The organism is Streptomyces sp. NPDC091282 (assembly GCF_044757385.1).
Lineage (GTDB): Bacteria > Actinomycetota > Actinomycetes > Streptomycetales > Streptomycetaceae > Streptomyces > Streptomyces gramineus.
Map to the genome: position 1 here is coordinate 305,413 of NZ_JBIVUX010000007.1, position 16,026 is coordinate 321,438.

General features: G+C 69.9%; 16 protein-coding genes and 1 pseudogene. 1 reads left to right on the forward strand and 16 read right to left on the reverse strand.

What is annotated here, in order from left to right; genetic code table 11:
• Nucleotides 1-131 precede the first annotated feature (131 nt).
• The 10 genes from tatC to ACIQOE_RS30995 form a co-directional block, all read right to left on the reverse strand.
• Nucleotides 132-1,076, reverse strand: coding sequence for a twin-arginine translocase subunit TatC (tatC, locus tag ACIQOE_RS30950; protein ID WP_351320418.1), 945 nt, complete (start codon nucleotides 1,074-1,076; stop codon nucleotides 132-134).
• Nucleotides 1,077-1,123: 47 nt separating this feature from the next.
• On the reverse strand, nucleotides 1,124-1,402 hold the full coding sequence (gene tatA / locus ACIQOE_RS30955; protein WP_351320420.1) for a Sec-independent protein translocase subunit TatA: 279 nt from the start codon (nucleotides 1,400-1,402) through the stop codon (nucleotides 1,124-1,126).
• A 260-nt stretch (nucleotides 1,403-1,662) separates the two neighbouring features.
• Nucleotides 1,663-1,857 (reverse strand): hypothetical protein, encoded by a 195-nt coding sequence (locus ACIQOE_RS30960; RefSeq protein ID WP_351320422.1) that lies wholly within the window; start codon nucleotides 1,855-1,857, stop codon nucleotides 1,663-1,665.
• A 10-nt stretch (nucleotides 1,858-1,867) separates the two neighbouring features.
• Nucleotides 1,868-2,170, reverse strand: coding sequence for a hypothetical protein (locus ACIQOE_RS30965; RefSeq protein WP_390634090.1), 303 nt, complete (start codon nucleotides 2,168-2,170; stop codon nucleotides 1,868-1,870).
• Nucleotides 2,171-2,212: 42 nt separating this feature from the next.
• The gene (locus ACIQOE_RS30970; RefSeq protein ID WP_365562443.1) at nucleotides 2,213-3,193 is read right to left on the reverse strand and encodes a WYL domain-containing protein; all 981 of its coding nucleotides are present in this window, start codon (nucleotides 3,191-3,193) and stop codon (nucleotides 2,213-2,215) included.
• Between the two features lie 19 nt (nucleotides 3,194-3,212).
• Nucleotides 3,213-4,190 carry a WYL domain-containing protein gene (locus ACIQOE_RS30975; RefSeq protein ID WP_362643595.1) on the reverse strand — a complete coding sequence of 326 codons (978 nt, stop codon included), beginning with the start codon at nucleotides 4,188-4,190 and terminating at the stop codon, nucleotides 3,213-3,215.
• A gap of 206 nt (nucleotides 4,191-4,396) precedes the next feature.
• The gene (locus tag ACIQOE_RS30980) at nucleotides 4,397-4,768 is read right to left on the reverse strand and encodes an FKBP-type peptidyl-prolyl cis-trans isomerase (RefSeq protein WP_351320428.1); all 372 of its coding nucleotides are present in this window, start codon (nucleotides 4,766-4,768) and stop codon (nucleotides 4,397-4,399) included.
• Nucleotides 4,769-4,843: 75 nt separating this feature from the next.
• Nucleotides 4,844-5,845, reverse strand: a complete 1,002-nt coding sequence (locus ACIQOE_RS30985; protein WP_351320430.1) for an FKBP-type peptidyl-prolyl cis-trans isomerase — start codon at nucleotides 5,843-5,845, stop codon at nucleotides 4,844-4,846.
• A gap of 104 nt (nucleotides 5,846-5,949) precedes the next feature.
• Nucleotides 5,950-7,311 carry a Pup--protein ligase gene (pafA, locus tag ACIQOE_RS30990; protein ID WP_020117715.1) on the reverse strand — a complete coding sequence of 454 codons (1,362 nt, stop codon included), beginning with the start codon at nucleotides 7,309-7,311 and terminating at the stop codon, nucleotides 5,950-5,952.
• 9 nt (nucleotides 7,312-7,320) lie between these two features.
• Nucleotides 7,321-8,580: an MFS transporter gene (locus tag ACIQOE_RS30995; protein ID WP_401414954.1), complete on the reverse strand. Its 1,260-nt coding sequence runs from the start codon at nucleotides 8,578-8,580 to the stop codon at nucleotides 7,321-7,323.
• A gap of 88 nt (nucleotides 8,581-8,668) precedes the next feature.
• On the opposite strand from ACIQOE_RS30995, the gene ACIQOE_RS31000 reads away from it, so the two are divergent.
• Nucleotides 8,669-9,745, forward strand: a complete 1,077-nt coding sequence (locus ACIQOE_RS31000) for a LacI family DNA-binding transcriptional regulator (RefSeq protein WP_362643597.1) — start codon at nucleotides 8,669-8,671, stop codon at nucleotides 9,743-9,745.
• Between the two features lie 16 nt (nucleotides 9,746-9,761).
• On the opposite strand, the gene prcA is transcribed toward ACIQOE_RS31000, so the two are convergent.
• The 6 genes and pseudogenes from prcA to arc form a co-directional block, all read right to left on the reverse strand.
• Nucleotides 9,762-10,520, reverse strand: a complete 759-nt coding sequence (gene prcA, locus ACIQOE_RS31005; protein ID WP_351320436.1) for a proteasome subunit alpha — start codon at nucleotides 10,518-10,520, stop codon at nucleotides 9,762-9,764.
• A gap of 71 nt (nucleotides 10,521-10,591) precedes the next feature.
• On the reverse strand, nucleotides 10,592-11,437 hold the full coding sequence (prcB, locus tag ACIQOE_RS31010) for a proteasome subunit beta (RefSeq protein WP_351320438.1): 846 nt from the start codon (nucleotides 11,435-11,437) through the stop codon (nucleotides 10,592-10,594).
• Nucleotides 11,389-11,580, reverse strand: a pseudogene (locus tag ACIQOE_RS31015) (endonuclease domain-containing protein); the annotation flags it as partial. The pseudogene ACIQOE_RS31015 and the gene prcB, both read right to left, overlap by 49 nt.
• A 160-nt stretch (nucleotides 11,581-11,740) precedes the next feature.
• Nucleotides 11,741-11,959 carry a ubiquitin-like protein Pup gene (locus tag ACIQOE_RS31020; protein ID WP_351320440.1) on the reverse strand — a complete coding sequence of 73 codons (219 nt, stop codon included), beginning with the start codon at nucleotides 11,957-11,959 and terminating at the stop codon, nucleotides 11,741-11,743.
• Nucleotides 11,960-12,154: 195 nt separating this feature from the next.
• Nucleotides 12,155-13,666 (reverse strand): depupylase/deamidase Dop, encoded by a 1,512-nt coding sequence (gene dop / locus ACIQOE_RS31025; RefSeq protein ID WP_351320442.1) that lies wholly within the window; start codon nucleotides 13,664-13,666, stop codon nucleotides 12,155-12,157.
• A gap of 244 nt (nucleotides 13,667-13,910) precedes the next feature.
• Nucleotides 13,911-15,677 carry a proteasome ATPase gene (gene arc, locus ACIQOE_RS31030; RefSeq protein ID WP_351320444.1) on the reverse strand — a complete coding sequence of 589 codons (1,767 nt, stop codon included), beginning with the start codon at nucleotides 15,675-15,677 and terminating at the stop codon, nucleotides 13,911-13,913.
• Nucleotides 15,678-16,026: the final 349 nt, after the last annotated feature.

Genomic DNA, 16,026 nt, shown 5'->3' on the forward strand with positions numbered 1-16,026 from the left:
TGTTTGTGTTTGGCCGTCCCCGGGCCCCATCAAAACCCCGTAATATATTACGGGGCCGCCGGGCGGGGCGTCCACTGGGGGGGCCCCCGCGCGTCGGGGGGGGCCACCTCTCGACGGCCGGATCCGACCGGTCAGGTCACGTCGTCGTATCCGTTGACCCGCTCCGGGGCCTCGGGCCGCGTACGGCTGGCGGAGACGGTCTCGACCTCACCGATGTCGTCGGGCGTGAGGTCCAGGTCGGAGGCCTCGTCGTCGTCCGGGCCCTCGGCCTCGCGGCGGCGCTTGCGACGGTCGTTGAGCAGCGAGAAGAGGACCGCGCCGAAGTACAGCACCCAGATCGGCCCGGCCAGCGCCAGCATCGAGAGCGGGTCGGTGCTCGGGGTGGCGACGGCCGCGAAGACCGTGATCCCGAGGATCATCGCCCGCCACCAGCCGAGCATCCGCGCGCCGGTGACGATGCCGGTGAGGTTGAGCATGACCAGCAGCAGCGGCAGCTCGAAGGAGAGGCCGAAGACGATCACCATGCGGGTGACCAGCTGGAGCAGGTCGTCCAGTGGCAGCAGGTTGCTCACCTTGTGCGGGGTGAACTGGAGGAGCACCTTCGCGGTGGTCGGCAGGACCTTGTAGGCGAAGAACGCGCCGCCGAAGAAGAGCGGGACGCCGGTGGCGACGAACGCGTAGGCGTACTTCTTCTCGTTCCGGTGCAGACCGGGCGCGACGAAGGCCCACAGCTGGTACAGCCAGACCGGCGAGGCGAAGACCACGCCCGCCATCAGCGAGACCTGGAGGGCCAGCGTGAAGGGCGCGAGCAGACCGTTGATGGTGATCTGCGCGCAGGGGTGCGAGTCCGACGTGGACCTGGCCAGCTCCCCGAAGGCCTGCTCACAGCCGACCGAGTCGAGGACCGGCCGGGTGAGGAAGTTGATGATGTCGTTGTAGAAGAAGGCGGCGACGACCGTCACGACGACGATGGCCAGCATGGCCTTCGCGAGCCGGTTGCGGAGCTCACGAAGGTGATCTCCGAGAGGCATCCGCCCCTCGGGATCCCTCTCCTGTTTGCGGGCAGACTTGGGCAACCCACGTCCTCATCTCGTGCGGCAGGCCGGGAGTCACCGGCCTTGCGTCAGCGCTGGGTGGTGTCCGACGGCTCGTTGACCGGACGGGAGCTGGTCACGTCGCCGGGGGCCGCCTGGATGGTGCGCTGGGCCTGGTCGCCGGTGGCAGGCGCCTGGGCGGAGGAGGAGGAGTTGCCGTCTTCCTTCATCGCCTTGGCCTCGCTCTTGAGGATGCGCGCGGACTTGCCGAGCGAGCGGGCCATGTCCGGAAGCTTCTTCGCGCCGAACAGCAGGATGACGACGACAAGGATGAGAATGATCTCGGGAGCGCCGAGCCTTCCGAACATAAGTCTTTACCTTCTCACCGAGGCGGCTGGGTGGGGTGCTGTCCGATCAGTCAGACATGTGTCCGAGTAATCGCGCTGACAGCGATCGTAACGCTCAGGGGTAAACGTCAGGCAATCCCCGTGCGTACGCCCGGTCCGCGGTACGGGCCTCGTTATCCGCCCCGCGTGCGTCAGCGTACCTGCCGTGGTGGTCGGCGTGACAGGGCGAAGTGACACAAACCGCTTGTGGCGCACTCCTCACACCGGTCGCACCGCAGGTCTCAGAGGGTGTCGGCGGTGCGGGCGGCACCGGCCGCCGCCCGCTCCAGGTCCTCCGCGGCACGGCTGATCCGCTGCGCGGAGTCCGAGACCTGTACGCCGAGGCGGCGCGCCTCCAGGAAGACCCGGACGGCGAGCACGCCGAGCACGGCGAGACCCACGAAACCCACTGCTACCGCGAACATCGGCCAGAACATGCGGCCGAGCCTAGACGGTGGGGTGCAGCCGCAGGGTCCTGACCCCGCCGCCGGTGAGCAGCTCGACGATCCGCTCGCCCGCCGGCTTGCGGACCAGCGTGTCGCAGTCGGGGCAGGTGAAGGAGTAGAACGTCGTCTTGCTGGTGGCTCCGATGGCCAGGCGCAGGGCGCCCGCGGCGAGCTCGAAACTGCCCCGGCAGTCCGGGCAGCCGGCCCGGAACATCACGGGGACCACTCTTCTCATCCCGGCGAACGCGGCCGCGACCGTCACGTCCCTCGTACCCGCGACACCGGAACCCGAAGACTCGTCCAAATCCCTCGCCCCTCCTTCTTGATCGTCCCCCGCCGGAGCACCTCAGTGGTCGTACGCCGCCAGGGCCGCGCGGGCCGCCCCGCGGGCGCTGTCGGCCAGCTCCGGCGGTGACACGATCCGGCCGTCACCGCCGAGCCGGAGCGCCAGCCGGCGCAGGGAGGCCGGATCGGGGGTGCGCAGGGTGATACGCAGCCCGCCGTCGGGAAGCTCATCCGCGCTGTCGTGCGGGTAGTACTCGGCGACCCAGCGCCCGCCCGGACCGACCTCGACGACCACCTCGGGGTCCTCGGCGGCCGGCTGCACCAGGGCCTCGGACAGGTCGCGCAGCTCGATCTCGGGAGGCGCCGACGGCTCGTCGAGGATCTTGATCTCGGCGACCCGGTCGAGACGGAAGGTGCGCCGGGCCTCGGAGCGGCGGCACCAGGCCTCCACGTAGGTGTGGCCGACGCTGACCAGGCGGATCGGGTCGATCTCGCGCTCGGTGACCTCGTCGCGGGCCGGCGAGTAGTAGCGGATCCACAGCCGGCGGCGCTCGGAGATGGCCCGGTCCACGTCGGCGAAGACCCCGCCCTCGGACTCGAAGGTCACCGACAGCCGGGCGCTGGCGTCACCGGCCTCGCCGGCCGCGGTCTCCACCTTGGCGGTGGCCCGCAGCAGCGCCTGCCGGTCGCTCTCGCGCAGTCCGGGCAGGGTGGCCACCGCACGGGCGGCCACCAGCAGCGCGGTCGCCTCGTCGGCGGCCAGCCTCAGGGGCTCGGCGGCCTCCTCGCCGAGCGCGGCGGCGTTGTGCCACCAGATGCGCTCGCCGTCGGTGTCGATGTCCAGCAGGTCGCCGCCCCGGAAGCTGGTGCCGCACATGGGCAGCACGTCGAGGTCGGAGACCAGCTCGTCCTCGGTGATGCCGAAGGCACGGGCCACGTCCGCGATCCGGGCGCCGGGGCGCTCGCGCAGATAGGTCACCAGGGAGAGCATCCGCCGGGTCTGGTCGATGGCGTTCACGGGCCTGACCGGTTTGCCTGCCACTGTCTTGCTCCGCTCCCCCTCAGCCCTTGGCCACGGCACGCAGCCGGTCCACCACGTCCGCACGCAGCTCGGCCGGTTCCAGGACCACCACGTCCGGCCCGAACTCCACCAGCCAGGCGTCCAGGCCGTGCCCGTACGGAATCTCCAACTCGTCCCAGCCGTCTCCGAGTTCCCGCACCGCCGTGGCCTTCGCCCGCAGCGGGTAGCCGGCGTCGGAGCGCAGCCGGATCAGCGCCGAGCGGTCGGCGATCTCGCCGGCCCAGCTCGCGACGGTCTCGCGGACCGTGACCACGTCCGGGACGGGCACGGTGAACCGGGTGCCGCGGGAACGGACCCGGCCGGTGATCCGGGACAGCCGGAACACCCGCTCGGCGCCCCGGTCCCGGTCCCAGCCCGCCAGGTACCAGTGGCCGCGCCAGCACTCCAGGGCCCACGGCTCCACGTGCCGGGGCTCGGGGCGGGCGGCGTTGGCCTTGCGGTAGTCGAAGAGGACCGGGCGGCGGTCACGGCAGGCCAGCATCAGCGGCTCGAAGGCGGCCTCGTGCACCGGGATGCGCGGCTCCAGCGCGCCGTGCGCCTCGTACGGGTCGACGTCCTCGGGCAGCCCGGCCGCGCGCAGCTTCTGCAGGGCGCCGCTGGCCGCGCCGGCGAGGCGGGCCTGCTGCCAGACCTTGGCGGCCAGCCCCAGGGCGGCGGCCTCCTCGGCGTCCAGCGTGATCGGGGGCAGGCGGTTGCTGTCGCGGCGGGCGAGGTAGCCGACCTCGCCGTCCAGGTTCTCGACGGTCTCGATCACCAGGCCCAGCTCGCGCAGGTCGTCCTTGTCCCGCTCGAACATCCGGTTGAAGGAGTCGTCGCTGCCCGCCGCGCCCTTCCCCGGCCCGGACGCCTCGACGTAGGCCTCGATGGAGTCCCGCAGCTCACGCTTGCTGAGCGGCCGCCTGGTCCCCAGCAGGCACAGCGCCAGGTTCATCAGCCGCTCGGCCTTGGCAATGGCCATCGACGCCCTTCGCCTTCCCTATGGTGCTCCTGACCGATGACCGTACCGCCCCGGAGTGGCACGGCAAAAGCCAGTGCCAACAATGAGGGCCGAAACGGACAGGACACGACAAACAGCAAGGGCCCGCGCACACGGCGCGGGCCCTCGTCCGGCCGGTTTCCGACCGGGACGGTCGGCGCCGCGGCGGGCGCCGGCCTGGGCGGGGATCAGACCGCCAGCAGGTCCACGACGAAGATCAGCGTCTCGCCGGGCTTGATCGCCGGGGTCGGGCTCTGGTCGCCGTAGGCGAGGTGCGCCGGGATGGTCAGCTGACGCCGGCCGCCGACCTTCATGCCCTGCACGCCCCGGTCCCAGCCCGCGATGACCCGGCCGCCGCCCAGCGGGAAGCGGAACGGCGCGCCGCGGTTCCAGCTGGCGTCGAACTCCTCGCCCGTGCTGAAGGCGACACCCACGTAGTGCACGGTGACGGTCTGGCCGGCCTCGGCCACCTCGCCGTCGCCCTCCCAGAGGTCCTTGATCTCCAGGTCGGCCGGAGGCGCGCCCTCGGGGAAGTCGATCTCGGGCTTGTCGATGCTCACGTCTAACGCTCCTGCTTGTGTACGACACGGAACCCGGACAGTCTTTCATCCCCGCCCGGGGTGACGCCGACGCGACTACATCGCCGCCAGGAGATCGACCGTGAAGACCAGCGTCGACCCCTTCTTCACCACACCGCCGCTCGGCGGGTTGTCGCCGTAGGCGAGGTCCGGCGGTACGACGATCAGCAGCCGGCTGCCGATCTTCTTCCCGGTGATGCCCTGCGCCAGACCCTTGACGACCTCCTGCATCTGTTCGATCGCGAACTGGGCCAGCCGTCCGCTCTCGTACGTCTGCTCGAAGGCCTTGCCGCTGTCCCAGACCTCGCCCTTGAACTGGCACAGGACCGTCTGCGAGGCCGTCACCGCCGGGCCGTCGCCCTCCAGGACGTAGTTCGACACCAGCGTCTTGGGCGGGTCGGTCTTGGGGATGTCGATCGACGGGGCCTTGCCGTCGGTGTTGGTGCCGACCTTGGGCAGCGCGGCGTCGCTCTGCGCGACCTCCTTGCCGGTGCTGGAGCTCTTGGAGTTGAACGAGTTGATCACGTCCACCACGAACACCAGCGTGTCGGTGCCCTTGATGCCGGCCTGCGCGTTGCCCGCCGTGCCGTAGCCCCAGGTCGGCGGCACGGCCATCAGGACCCGGCTGCCGGCCTTCTTGCCGGCGAGGGCGTACCGCCAGCCGTCGATGATGCTGCCCTGGGCGAGCTGCATGAGCAGCGGCGTCCGGTCGTAGGACTGGTCGAAGACCTTGGCCGTGGACCAGATCTGCCCGAGGTAGTTGGCCTGGATGAAGTCGTTCTCCGCGACCGTGCGGCCGCTGCCCGCGATCACCGTCTTGACCGCGAGGTCCTTCGACGGGTCGCCGGAACCCTTGGCCACCGTGGGCTTCTCGCCGAACTTCGCACCGGCCGTGATCGCCGGCAGCGGGCCGTCCACGATCTTCGGCGGTGGCACCGAGGAGGCGGAAGCCGACGGCGCCGCGCTGGCCTTGCTGGAAGCGGACTTGTCGTCGCCGCACGCGGCGAGCGTGACCAGTCCTGCGGGTACGGCGGCAAGGAGGAGAGAGCGTCGGCGCACGGAAACAGCCTCATCATCGGTCGATCTTGCGGATGCGTGCGCGCAACTCTACGACGTGACACGGGCGCCGTACGGAAAACGTACGGCGCCCGTGTGGCGTTCGCTCACATACCGGCGATGAGCTTCTCCACCCGGTCGTCGACCGAACGGAACGGGTCCTTGCACAACACCGTCCGCTGGGCCTGGTCATTGAGCTTCAGATGCACCCAGTCGACCGTGAAGTCCCGGCGCTGTTCCTGTGCCCGCCGGATGAAGTCGCCGCGCAGCCGCGCCCGAGTCGTCTGCGGCGGTACCGACTTGCCTTCGAAGATCTTCAAGTCGTTGCAGATCCGAGCGGCTTGGCCCTTTCGCTCCAGCAGGTAATACAGACCCCGACGACGGTGGATGTCGTGATAGGCGAGGTCTATCTGCGCCACTCGCGGATGGGACATGGTCATGTTGTGCTTGGCCCGGTACCGCTCGATGAGCTTGTACTTCATCACCCAGTCGATCTCGGTGCCGATCCGGTCCAGGTCCTCGGCCTCGATCGCGTCCAGGGTGCGGCCCCACAGCTCCAGGACCTGGTCGACCGTCCCGGTGCGGATGCCCCGGCGCTCGACGAAGTCCACGGCCTTCTCGTAGTACTCCCGCTGCACCTCCAGGGCGGAGGCCTCGCGGCCGCTGGCCAGGCGCACCTTGCGCCGTCCGGTGATGTCGTGGCTGACCTCGCGGATGGCCCGGATCGGGTTCTCCAGGGTCAGGTCGCGCATCACCGTGCCCGCCTCGATCATGCGCAGCACCAGGTCGGTGGCGCCGACCTTGAGCAGCATGGTCGTCTCGGACATGTTCGAGTCGCCCACGATGACGTGCAGGCGGCGGTAGCGCTCGGCGTCCGCGTGCGGCTCGTCCCGGGTGTTGATGATCGGCCGGGAGCGGGTCGTCGCGGAGGAGACGCCCTCCCAGATGTGCTCCGCCCGCTGGCTGACGCAGTACACCGCACCGCGCGGGGTCTGCAGCACCTTGCCGGCGCCGCACAGCAGCTGCCGGGTCACCAGGAACGGGATGAGGATGTCCGCGAGGCGGGAGAACTCCCCGTGCCGCGCCACCAGATAGTTCTCGTGGCAACCGTAGGAGTTGCCCGCCGAGTCGGTGTTGTTCTTGAAGAGGTAGACGTCGCCCGCGATTCCTTCCTCGTGCAGGCGTCGTTCGGCGTCCACCAACAGTCCTTCGAGAATGCGCTCGCCGGCCTTGTCGTGGGTGACCAGTTCGGTCACGTTGTCACATTCGGGTGTCGCGTATTCCGGATGTGATCCCACGTCGAGATAGAGCCGGGCGCCGTTTCGAAGAAAGACATTGCTGCTACGGCCCCATGACACGACACGGCGGAAGAGGTACCGCGCCACCTCGTCAGGCGACAGGCGGCGCTGTCCCCTGAACGTGCACGTGACGCCGTACTCGTTCTCCAGCCCGAAAATGCGGCGGTCCATGACTGAACATTACGCCCGATCCCCCGAGCTGAAACGGGGTTCGACAGCACGATTTGGATCATTTTCCGATGAAGCCGCAACCACCGTGCCCCCGCCGGGAGCTGCGAGGACACGTCCCGTGGCCGCCAGGACCAGCAGGGAGACGCCTCCCGCCACCGCCGGCACCGCGAAGCCCCACCGCGCCCCGCCCGCCTCGACGACCGGGCCCGCCAGGCCCGTTCCGACCGACGACCCCACCGTGAACGTCGTCACAAGCCAGGAGAAAGCCTCGGTGACCGTCCCGCGCGGCGCGTGCCGGTCCACCAGGACGAACGCGCAGGCGATCGCCGGCGCCAGGAACACCCCGGCCACCACGGTGAGCAACACCATGGCCACGGCTGACGGCATCAGCATCAGCGGCAGGTAACACACCGCCAGAAGCGCCACCAGCGCCCGCAGTCGCACGGCCGGCTCGCCCCGCCACTGCCGGGACCCGTACACCGACCCGCCGATCAGCGCACCGAGCCCGAGCCCCGCCATCATCCAGCCGTACACCCCGTCGCCGCCGTGGTCGTCCGCGTACGGGACCGACGCCACCGTGATGGACCCGAGCGCGATGCCGACGAACAGGAACGCGCCGAGGAGCGCCAGCAGCCCCGGCGAGCGCAGCGCGCCCAGCCAGTGCGCCTCGCGCGGCGCCGAACGCCAGGCCCGCGAGGGCGCGGAGACGACCACGGAGAGCGCCCCGAGCACGCCCACCGCGTTCACCACCAGCAGCGCCGCCTCCGCCGACCACAGCGACACGCACAGCGTCACCAGCAACGGCCCCACCGTGAACATCACTTCCTGCGCCACCGCGTCCATGGCGTAGGCGGTGTGCACCTGCTCCTCCTTGCCGAGCACGCTCGGCCACAGCGCGCGCAGACCGCCCTCCAGCGGCGGCGTGCACAGGCCCGCCGCGGCCACGCACGCGTAGGCGAGCGGCAGCGGGTCGGTGCCGCAGAAGGCGAAGCCCGCCATGGCCAGCGCCGACGCGAGCGCCGCGGGCAGCTGGACGCGCGGCTGTCCGTGCACGTCCACCCACCGGCCCAGCACCGGCTGGCCCACCGCGTTGGCCACGCCGTACGCGGCCGCCAGCCCGCCCGCCAGGCTGTACGTGCCGCCCTCGGCGCGCACGAACAGCACGATGGCGAGCGCGGCGGTGGCGTTCGGCAGCCGGCCCACCAGGGTGCCCGTCAGCAGGCGGACCGCGTGTCTCGCCCTGAGGATCTCCAGGTACCCCGCGGCCATGGCCCGCCTCCAAGTGTTACGTATAACTTCCGCTTCCATACGTACCATGTGCGCAGTTCACACGTCCAGACGAAGGAGCCCGCGCCCGGTGGCACGCAGCAGTACGCGCCCGACGAGCCGCGACGTCGCCCAGGCCGCCGGCGTCTCCCAGGCGGCCGTGTCCCTCGTCCTCGGCGACAAGTGGCGCGGCCGGGTCTCCGAGGCGACCGCGGAACGCGTCAGGGAGGCCGCGCGCGACCTCGGCTACCGCCCCAACCTCGCCGCCCGCAACCTCCGCCTCGGACGCACCCGCACCGTCCTGCTCGTCGTCCCGGCGCTGACCACGGAGTTCTTCGCCGGCGTGTACACCGGCGCCGCCCGGGTGGCCGCCGAGCACGGCTTCGGCGTGGTGCTCTACCCCTCCCCCGAGGGCATCGGCCCCGCCCGCGACCCCTTCGCCTCCGCCCAGGCGGCCCTCGACGGCGTCATCGCCTCCTCCATGGCCGCCGACGCACTCTCCGTCATCCGCGGCGACCAGCTCCCGCTGGTGATGCTCGACAGCGACCCGGACGGCAGCCTCGGAGCGGCCACCGTCAACCTGGACATCGCCGACGGCGTGCGCCAGGCCGCCGCGCACCTGCTGGGCCTCGGCCACCGCCGCTTCCTCCACCTGGCCGCCGACGTCGCCTCCTGGACCTTCGAGGTGCGCGCCCGCGAACTGGCCGCGAGCACCGCACGGGTGCCCGGCGCCTTCGTCCGCACCGTCCGCGCCCCGATCTCCATCGACGGCGCCCTGGCCGCCACCGAGGCCGCCCTGGCCGCGCCCGGCCCCCGTCCCACCGCCCTCGTGTGCGACGACGACAAGCTCGCCGCCGGCGCCTACAAGGCCCTGCGGCGCCTGGGCCTGCGCGTTCCCGACGACGTCTCCGTCACCGGCCTCGACGACCTGGCGCTCGCCACGGCCATCGACCCCGAGCTGACGACCGTACGGCTGGACGCGGAGCTGTTCGGCGAGCGCGGCATGCACGCCCTCCTGGCCGTCCTGGAGGGCCGCACACCGGACGCCGGGGACATCCCCGTGGAACTGGTCGTACGCGGCTCCACGGCCCCTCCGCCGCGCGCGGAGGCACCGGCCGCGGACATGCCCGCGCCCCGCCCGGACGACCTGCCGGGCGGGGCGCGCTGAACGGGGTGGCGCGGGGCTACTCGACGTCTCCGCCGGACTCCTCCGCCTCGTCGGCGGCAGCGGCCGTGGCCGGACCCTCCGCCTCCAGCAGCCGGGCGAGCTGCGGGCCGCCGATCCGCTTGAACTTGCGCTGCTGGGGACGCGTACGGTCCAGCACCGCGACCTCCAGGCGCTCCGCCGGGATCTCGCGCTGCGTGCCGTTGGACTCCCGGGACAGCGCCGTCACCGCCAGCTTGAGCGCCTCCGCGAGGGTCATGCCCTCCCGGTGCTCGCGGTCCAGGTAGCTGCTGATCTGCTCCGCGTTGCCGCCGACCGCCACCGAACCGTGCTCGTCGACGATCGATCCGTCGTGCGGCAGCCGGTAGATCTGGTCGCCCTCGGGGGTGTCCCCGACCTCGGCGACCACCAGCTCCACCTCGTAGGGCTTCTCGGCCGCGCTGGAGAAGATCGTGCCCAGGGTCTGCGCGTACACGTTGGCGAGACCGCGGGCCGTCACGTCGTCCCGGTCGTAGGTGTACCCGCGCAGGTCCGCGTAGCGGACGCCGCCGATCCGCAGGTTCTCGTACTCGTTGTACTTGCCGGCGGCCGCGAAGCCGATGCGGTCGTAGATCTCGCTGAACTTGTGCAGCGCGCGGGAGGGGTTCTCACCGACGAACACGATGCCGTCGGCGTACTGGAGCACCACCAGGCTGCGACCGCGCGCGATGCCCTTACGGGCGTACTCCGCACGGTCCGCCATGGCCTGCTGAGGTGAGACATAGAACGGCGTCGACACCGGTATCCGTCCCCTTCCTTAGGGTTCCGTCGAAGTCACTGGGATCACCTTCACAACAAGCGCCGGGCGCCTCAGAGCAGCGCCGCGCGCGGGCCGTCCGGCTCCTCGAGGCGGCGCGCCAGCACCGCACGGGCGAGCTCGGAGGACTCGTCGTCGGTGAGCCGGCGGAACCCGTCCTCGGTGATCACGGTGATGATCGGGTAGATCCGGCGGGCGACATCGGGACCACCGGTCGCCGAGTCGTCGTCTGCCGCGTCGTACAGGGCCTGCACCACCAGGGTGGTCGCCTGCTCCTCGCTCAGGTCGTCGCGGAACAGCTTCTTCATCGCCCCGCGGGCGAAGATCGAGCCCGAGCCCGTCGCGGAGAAGTTGTGCTCCTCGGAGCGGCCGCCCGTGACGTCGTAGGAGAAGATCCGCCCCTTGCCGCGGTCCACGTCGTACCCGGCGAACAGCGGGACGACCGCCAGGCCCTGCATGGCCATGCCGAGGTTGGAACGGATCATCGTGGACAGCCGGTTCGCCTTGCCCTCCAGCGACAGCTGCGCGCCCTCGACCTTCTCGAAGTGCTCCAGCTCCAGCTGGAAGAGCTTGACCATCTCCACGGCGAGGCCGGCGGTGCCGGCGATGCCCACCGCCGAGTACTCGTCCGCGGGGAAGACCTTCTCGATGTCGCGCTGGGCGATCACGTTGCCCATGGTGGCGCGGCGGTCGCCGGCGAGCACCACGCCGCCGGGGAAGGTCACCGCCACGATCGTGGTCCCGTGCGGCGCCTCGATCACGCCCTGCGTGGGCGGAAGCTGCCGCTTGCCGGGCAGCAACTCCGGCTGGTGGTCGGAGAGAAAGTCCATGAACGAAGAGGATCCGGGCGTCAGGAAGGCAGCTGGCAGACGCCCGGTACTACGAGTGTTGGCTTCCACGGAGTTCCTTCCAGGTTGGCGGCTGCCCGACGAACAGCGTCGGGATCGTCTCCCAACTTGCCGATGGCCGAATTGCAGTTGAAGCGCGGTACGCCTCGGACCCTACCCGCCTTGCGGCAGTGATCCACGTGCGCGGGCGGTGCAGTCGGTCGGATCTCGCGGAGGGGGCCGGCACTGCCGCGGCCCCTGATACGAAGGCTGCGCGCGGCTCGGTCCGCCCGGGCCACGCGCAACACTCCGTCACGGTCGACGCCCCCGACACTTGCGATTCCCGTCCACCTTCGATTCGAAGGGAAAAGGGGTCTACTGCCCGCCCTTTTGGACGAAGGAACGCACGAAGTCCTCCGCGTTCTCTTCGAGGACGTCGTCGATCTCGTCAAGGACCGAGTCCACGTCGTCGCTCAGCTTCTCGTGGCGCTCCTTGAGGTCCTCGGATGCCTGCGACTCCGCCGCCTGCTCCTCGGCCTCCTCGGTGGAGCGCGTCGCCTTCTGCTGACCGCCGCCGGTGTCCTTGGTTGCCATAACCCTCACCCCGCTCAGTTCGCGTTCGCCCGACATGGTCGCCAGGTCGGCATTCCTGCCGATCGGTGATGATCAGACCCTACAAGCCGGGTCCGACATCGGCCCCGCAGTTTCTCCAACGTACGGGGGCCACCTCGATGATTCCCGGGCGGCGGGATTTTGACCCCGGTCGCCCGGTACGGTCCGGATTCCCGGTCAGTTGCCGGACAGGACCCTGACCAGGTCTTCCGCGGTGCGGCAGCGGTCCAGCAGCTCCTTGACGTGATTTCGCGTTCCGCGTAGCGGTTCCAGGGTTGGGACGCGCTGGAGGCTGTCCCGGCCGGGCAGGTCGAAGATGACCGAGTCCCAGCTCGCGGCGGCGACGTCGTCCGCGTACTGCTCCAGGCAGCGACCGCGGAAGTAGGCGCGGGTGTCCTCCGGCGGGCTCGTGCGGGCCTTCTCGACCTCCGCCTCCGTGAGCAGCCGCTTGATGCGTCCGCGGGCCGCGAGGCGGTTGTAGAGGCCCTTCTCGGCCCGTACGTCGGCGTACTGGAGGTCGAGGAGGTGGAGCTTGGCGGCGTCCCAGTCCAGGTCGTCGCGGCGCCGGTAGCCCTCCATGAGCTCCTTCTTGGCCACCCAGTCCAGCTCGCCGGCGAGACTCATGGGGTCGTTCTCCAGCCGGTTGAGCGTGTCCTCCCAGCGCTGCAGGACGTCCCGGGTCTGGTCGTCGGCGTCCGCGCCGTAGCGCTCCTCGACGTATTTGCGGGACAGCTCGTAGTACTCCATCTGGAGCTGTACCGCGGTGAGTGTGCGCCCGCTGCGGAGCGTGATCAGACGCTTGAGGCCCGGGTCGTGGGAGACCTGGTGGAGGGTCCGCACCGGCTGGTCGACGGCGAGGTCGACCGCGATGAACCCGTCCTCGATCATCGACAGCACCAGGGCCGTGGTGCCGAGCTTCAGGTAGGTCGAGATCTCCGAGAGGTTCGCGTCACCGATGATCACGTGCAGCCGCCGGTACTTCTCGGCGTCCGCGTGCGGCTCGTCGCGGGTGTTGATGATGGGCCGCTTGAGGGTCGTCTCCAGGCCGACCTCGACCTCGAAGTAGTCGGCGCGCTGGCTGAGCTGGAAGCCGTGCTCGTGGCCGTCCTGGCCGATGCCGACGCGGCCGGCGCCGGTGACGACCTGGCGGGAGACGAAGAAGGGCGTGAGGTGGCGCACGATGTCCGAGAAGGGGGTCTCCCGCTTCATCAGGTAGTTCTCGTGCGTGCCGTAGGAGGCGCCCTTGTTGTCGGTGTTGTTCTTGTAGAGGTGGATGGGCTGGGCGCCGGGGAGCTGGGCGGCCCGCTCGGCGGCCTCGGCCATGATGCGCTCGCCGGCCTTGTCCCACAGGACGGCGTCGCGGGGGTTGGTGACCTCGGGTGCGCTGTACTCGGGGTGGGCGTGGTCCACGTAGAGGCGGGCGCCGTTGGTGAGGATGACGTTGGCGAGGCCGATGTCCTCGTCGGTGAGCTGGCTGGAGTCGGCGGCCTCGCGGGCGAGGTCGAATCCCCGGGCGTCCCGCAGCGGGTTCTCCTCCTCGAAGTCCCAGCGGGCCCGCCGGGCCCGGTGCATCGCCGCCGCGTAGGCGTTGACGATCTGGGACGAGGTGAGCATGGCATTGGCATTGGGATGGCCGGGGACGGAGATGCCGTACTCCGTCTCGATGCCCATTACTCGCCGTACGGTCATGCGGCCCTCCTTGCCCGGCGGAGCCCTCGGTCGTGGGCTCCGCTCGCGTACCGCTGGCGCTCCGGTGCGTGTGCGGTGCCCGTCCCCGCACTGCGCGACTCGGCGGTAGGAAAGAGCCTAGAACGCCTTTGCGCTGGTGGGGAGATCATTTGCGTCATTGCCTTGCTCGCCTCGGTTCCGGACCCGGCCGGAAAAACAGTCGGCTGCGGGTACCCGGTGGGGGCACCCGCAGCCGCCCTGCGTTTTACAGGTACTGCCCGGTGTTCGCCACCGTGTCGATGGAGCGACCGGTGTCCGCGCCCTGCTTTCCGGTGATGAGGGTGCGGATGTAGACGATCCGTTCACCCTTCTTTCCGGAGATCCGGGCCCAGTCGTCCGGGTTGGTGGTGTTCGGCAGGTCCTCGTTCTCCTTGAACTCGTCCACGCAGGCCTGGAGGAGGTGGGAGACGCGCAGACCCTTCTGCTTGTGCTCCAGGAAGTCCTTGATCGCCATCTTCTTGGCGCGGCCGACGATGTTTTCGATCATCGCGCCGGAATTGAAGTCCTTGAAGTAGAGGACTTCCTTGTCGCCGTTGGCGTAGGTGACTTCCAGGAAGCGGTTCTCCTCGGATTCGGCGTACATGTGTTCCACCGCCGTCTGGATCATGCTGGCGACGGTGGTGCCCTTGCTGCCGCCGTGCTCGCCGAGGTCGTCGGAGTGCAGCGGGAGGCGCTCGGTCAGGTACTTGCCGAAGATGTCCTTGGCCGCCTCGGCGTCCGGACGCTCGATCTTGATCTTCACGTCGAGACGGCCGGGGCGCAGGATGGCGGGGTCGATCATGTCCTCGCGGTTCGAGGCGCCGATCACGACCACGTTCTGCAGGCCCTCGACACCGTCGATCTCGGCGAGCAGCTGCGGGACGATGGTGTTCTCCACGTCCGAGCTGACACCGGAGCCACGGGTCCGGAAGAGCGACTCCATCTCGTCGAAGAAGACGATGACGGGCGTGCCCTCGCTGGCCTTCTCCCGCGCACGCTGGAAGACCAGGCGGATCTGCCGCTCGGTCTCGCCGACGTACTTGTTCAGGAGCTCGGGGCCCTTGATGTTGAGGAAGAAGCTCTTGCCGGCGGCCTGGCCGGTGACCTCGGCGACCTTCTTGGCCAGCGAGTTGGCGACGGCCTTGGCGATGAGCGTCTTGCCGCATCCGGGAGGTCCGTAGAGCAGGACGCCCTTGGGCGGGCGCAGTTCGTGCTCCTTGAACAGGTCCGGGTAGAGGTACGGCAGCTCGACCGCGTCGCGGATGGCCTCGATCTGGCCGCCGAGACCGCCGATCTGCTCGTAGCCGATGTCGGGGACCTCTTCGAGGACGAGCTCCTCGACCTCGCTCTTGGGAACGATCTCGTAGACGTAGCCGGAACGGGGTTCGAGCAGCAGGGCGTCGCCGGGGCGGATGGTGACGTCCAGCAGCGGCTCGGCGAGCCGCACCACCCGCTCCTCGTCGGTGTGGCCCAGCACGAGGGCGCGCTCGCCGTCCTCCAGGATCTCCTTGAGGGTGACGATGTCGCCGACGCGCTCGTACTCCATGGCCTCGACCACGTTGAGCGCTTCGTTGAGCATGACTTCCTGGCCGCGCCTGAGGTCGTCCAGGTCGACGCTCGGGCTGACGTTCACCCGCAGCTTGCGGCCGCCGGTGAAGATGTCGGCGGTGCCGTCCTCGTTGGACTGCAGGAAGACACCGAAGCCGGCCGGCGGCTGCGCGAGCCGGTCGACCTCCTCCTTGAGGGCCACGATCTGGTCGCGGGCCTCGCGGAGGGTGTTCGCCAGTCGTTCGTTCTGGGCGGACACGCCGGCCAGGTTCGTCTGCAGCTCGACGATCCGCTCTTCGAGAATCCTCGTGTGTCGCGGAGAGTCGGCGAGCTTGCGTCGCAGGACGGCGATCTCCTGCTCAAGATAAGCGATCTGCCCGGCCGGGTCGTCGGACCCTCGTCCCGGGCGGATGCCGCGGTTCATGTCGTCGTCGTGGGCTGCCACGGTCCTCACCTCCTCCAAGGGGAGCTGGACGCTTCCAGACCCTACCTGGGTGGGTGTCGATTGAAACCCCTAGATCACAAAGACTGTCAAGGTGTGTCGTCGGTCACCCGTTGCTTCTCCCCCGTGCCCGGTGGATACCCACTCAACGCGATGTGGAAGCTGCATGTTCCGGGCGGGGAGCGGTCAAAACCCTTCGTGACTGACCGGAGTTGTCCGCTCCGATGCCGGTTCAGGGGTTGTGCCCCGGCCGGGGCTTCCTTACACAGAGCAACCGGGCGCACGACGCGGGTGGTCACGGAGCCTTGCGGCGGGTTGGCTCAAGTCGTTCGATCCGGTGGCCGAGCGCCGC

What these genes read in the sequence shown, in the direction of transcription:
- tatA (WP_351320420.1), bottom strand. Translation starts at nt 1,402, where the DNA reads ATGTTCGGAAGGCTCGGCGCTCCCGAGATCATTCTCATCCTTGTCGTC.
- ACIQOE_RS30960 (WP_351320422.1), bottom strand. Translation starts at nt 1,857, where the DNA reads ATGTTCTGGCCGATGTTCGCGGTAGCAGTGGGTTTCGTGGGTCTCGCC.
- ACIQOE_RS30975 (WP_362643595.1), bottom strand. Translation starts at nt 4,190, where the DNA reads ATGGCCATTGCCAAGGCCGAGCGGCTGATGAACCTGGCGCTGTGCCTG.
- pafA (WP_020117715.1), bottom strand. Translation starts at nt 7,311, where the DNA reads ATGGACCGCCGCATTTTCGGGCTGGAGAACGAGTACGGCGTCACGTGC.
- ACIQOE_RS30995 (WP_401414954.1), bottom strand. Translation starts at nt 8,580, where the DNA reads ATGGCCGCGGGGTACCTGGAGATCCTCAGGGCGAGACACGCGGTCCGC.
- ACIQOE_RS31020 (WP_351320440.1), bottom strand. Translation starts at nt 11,959, where the DNA reads ATGGCAACCAAGGACACCGGCGGCGGTCAGCAGAAGGCGACGCGCTCC.
- dop (WP_351320442.1), bottom strand. Translation starts at nt 13,666, where the DNA reads ATGACCGTACGGCGAGTAATGGGCATCGAGACGGAGTACGGCATCTCC.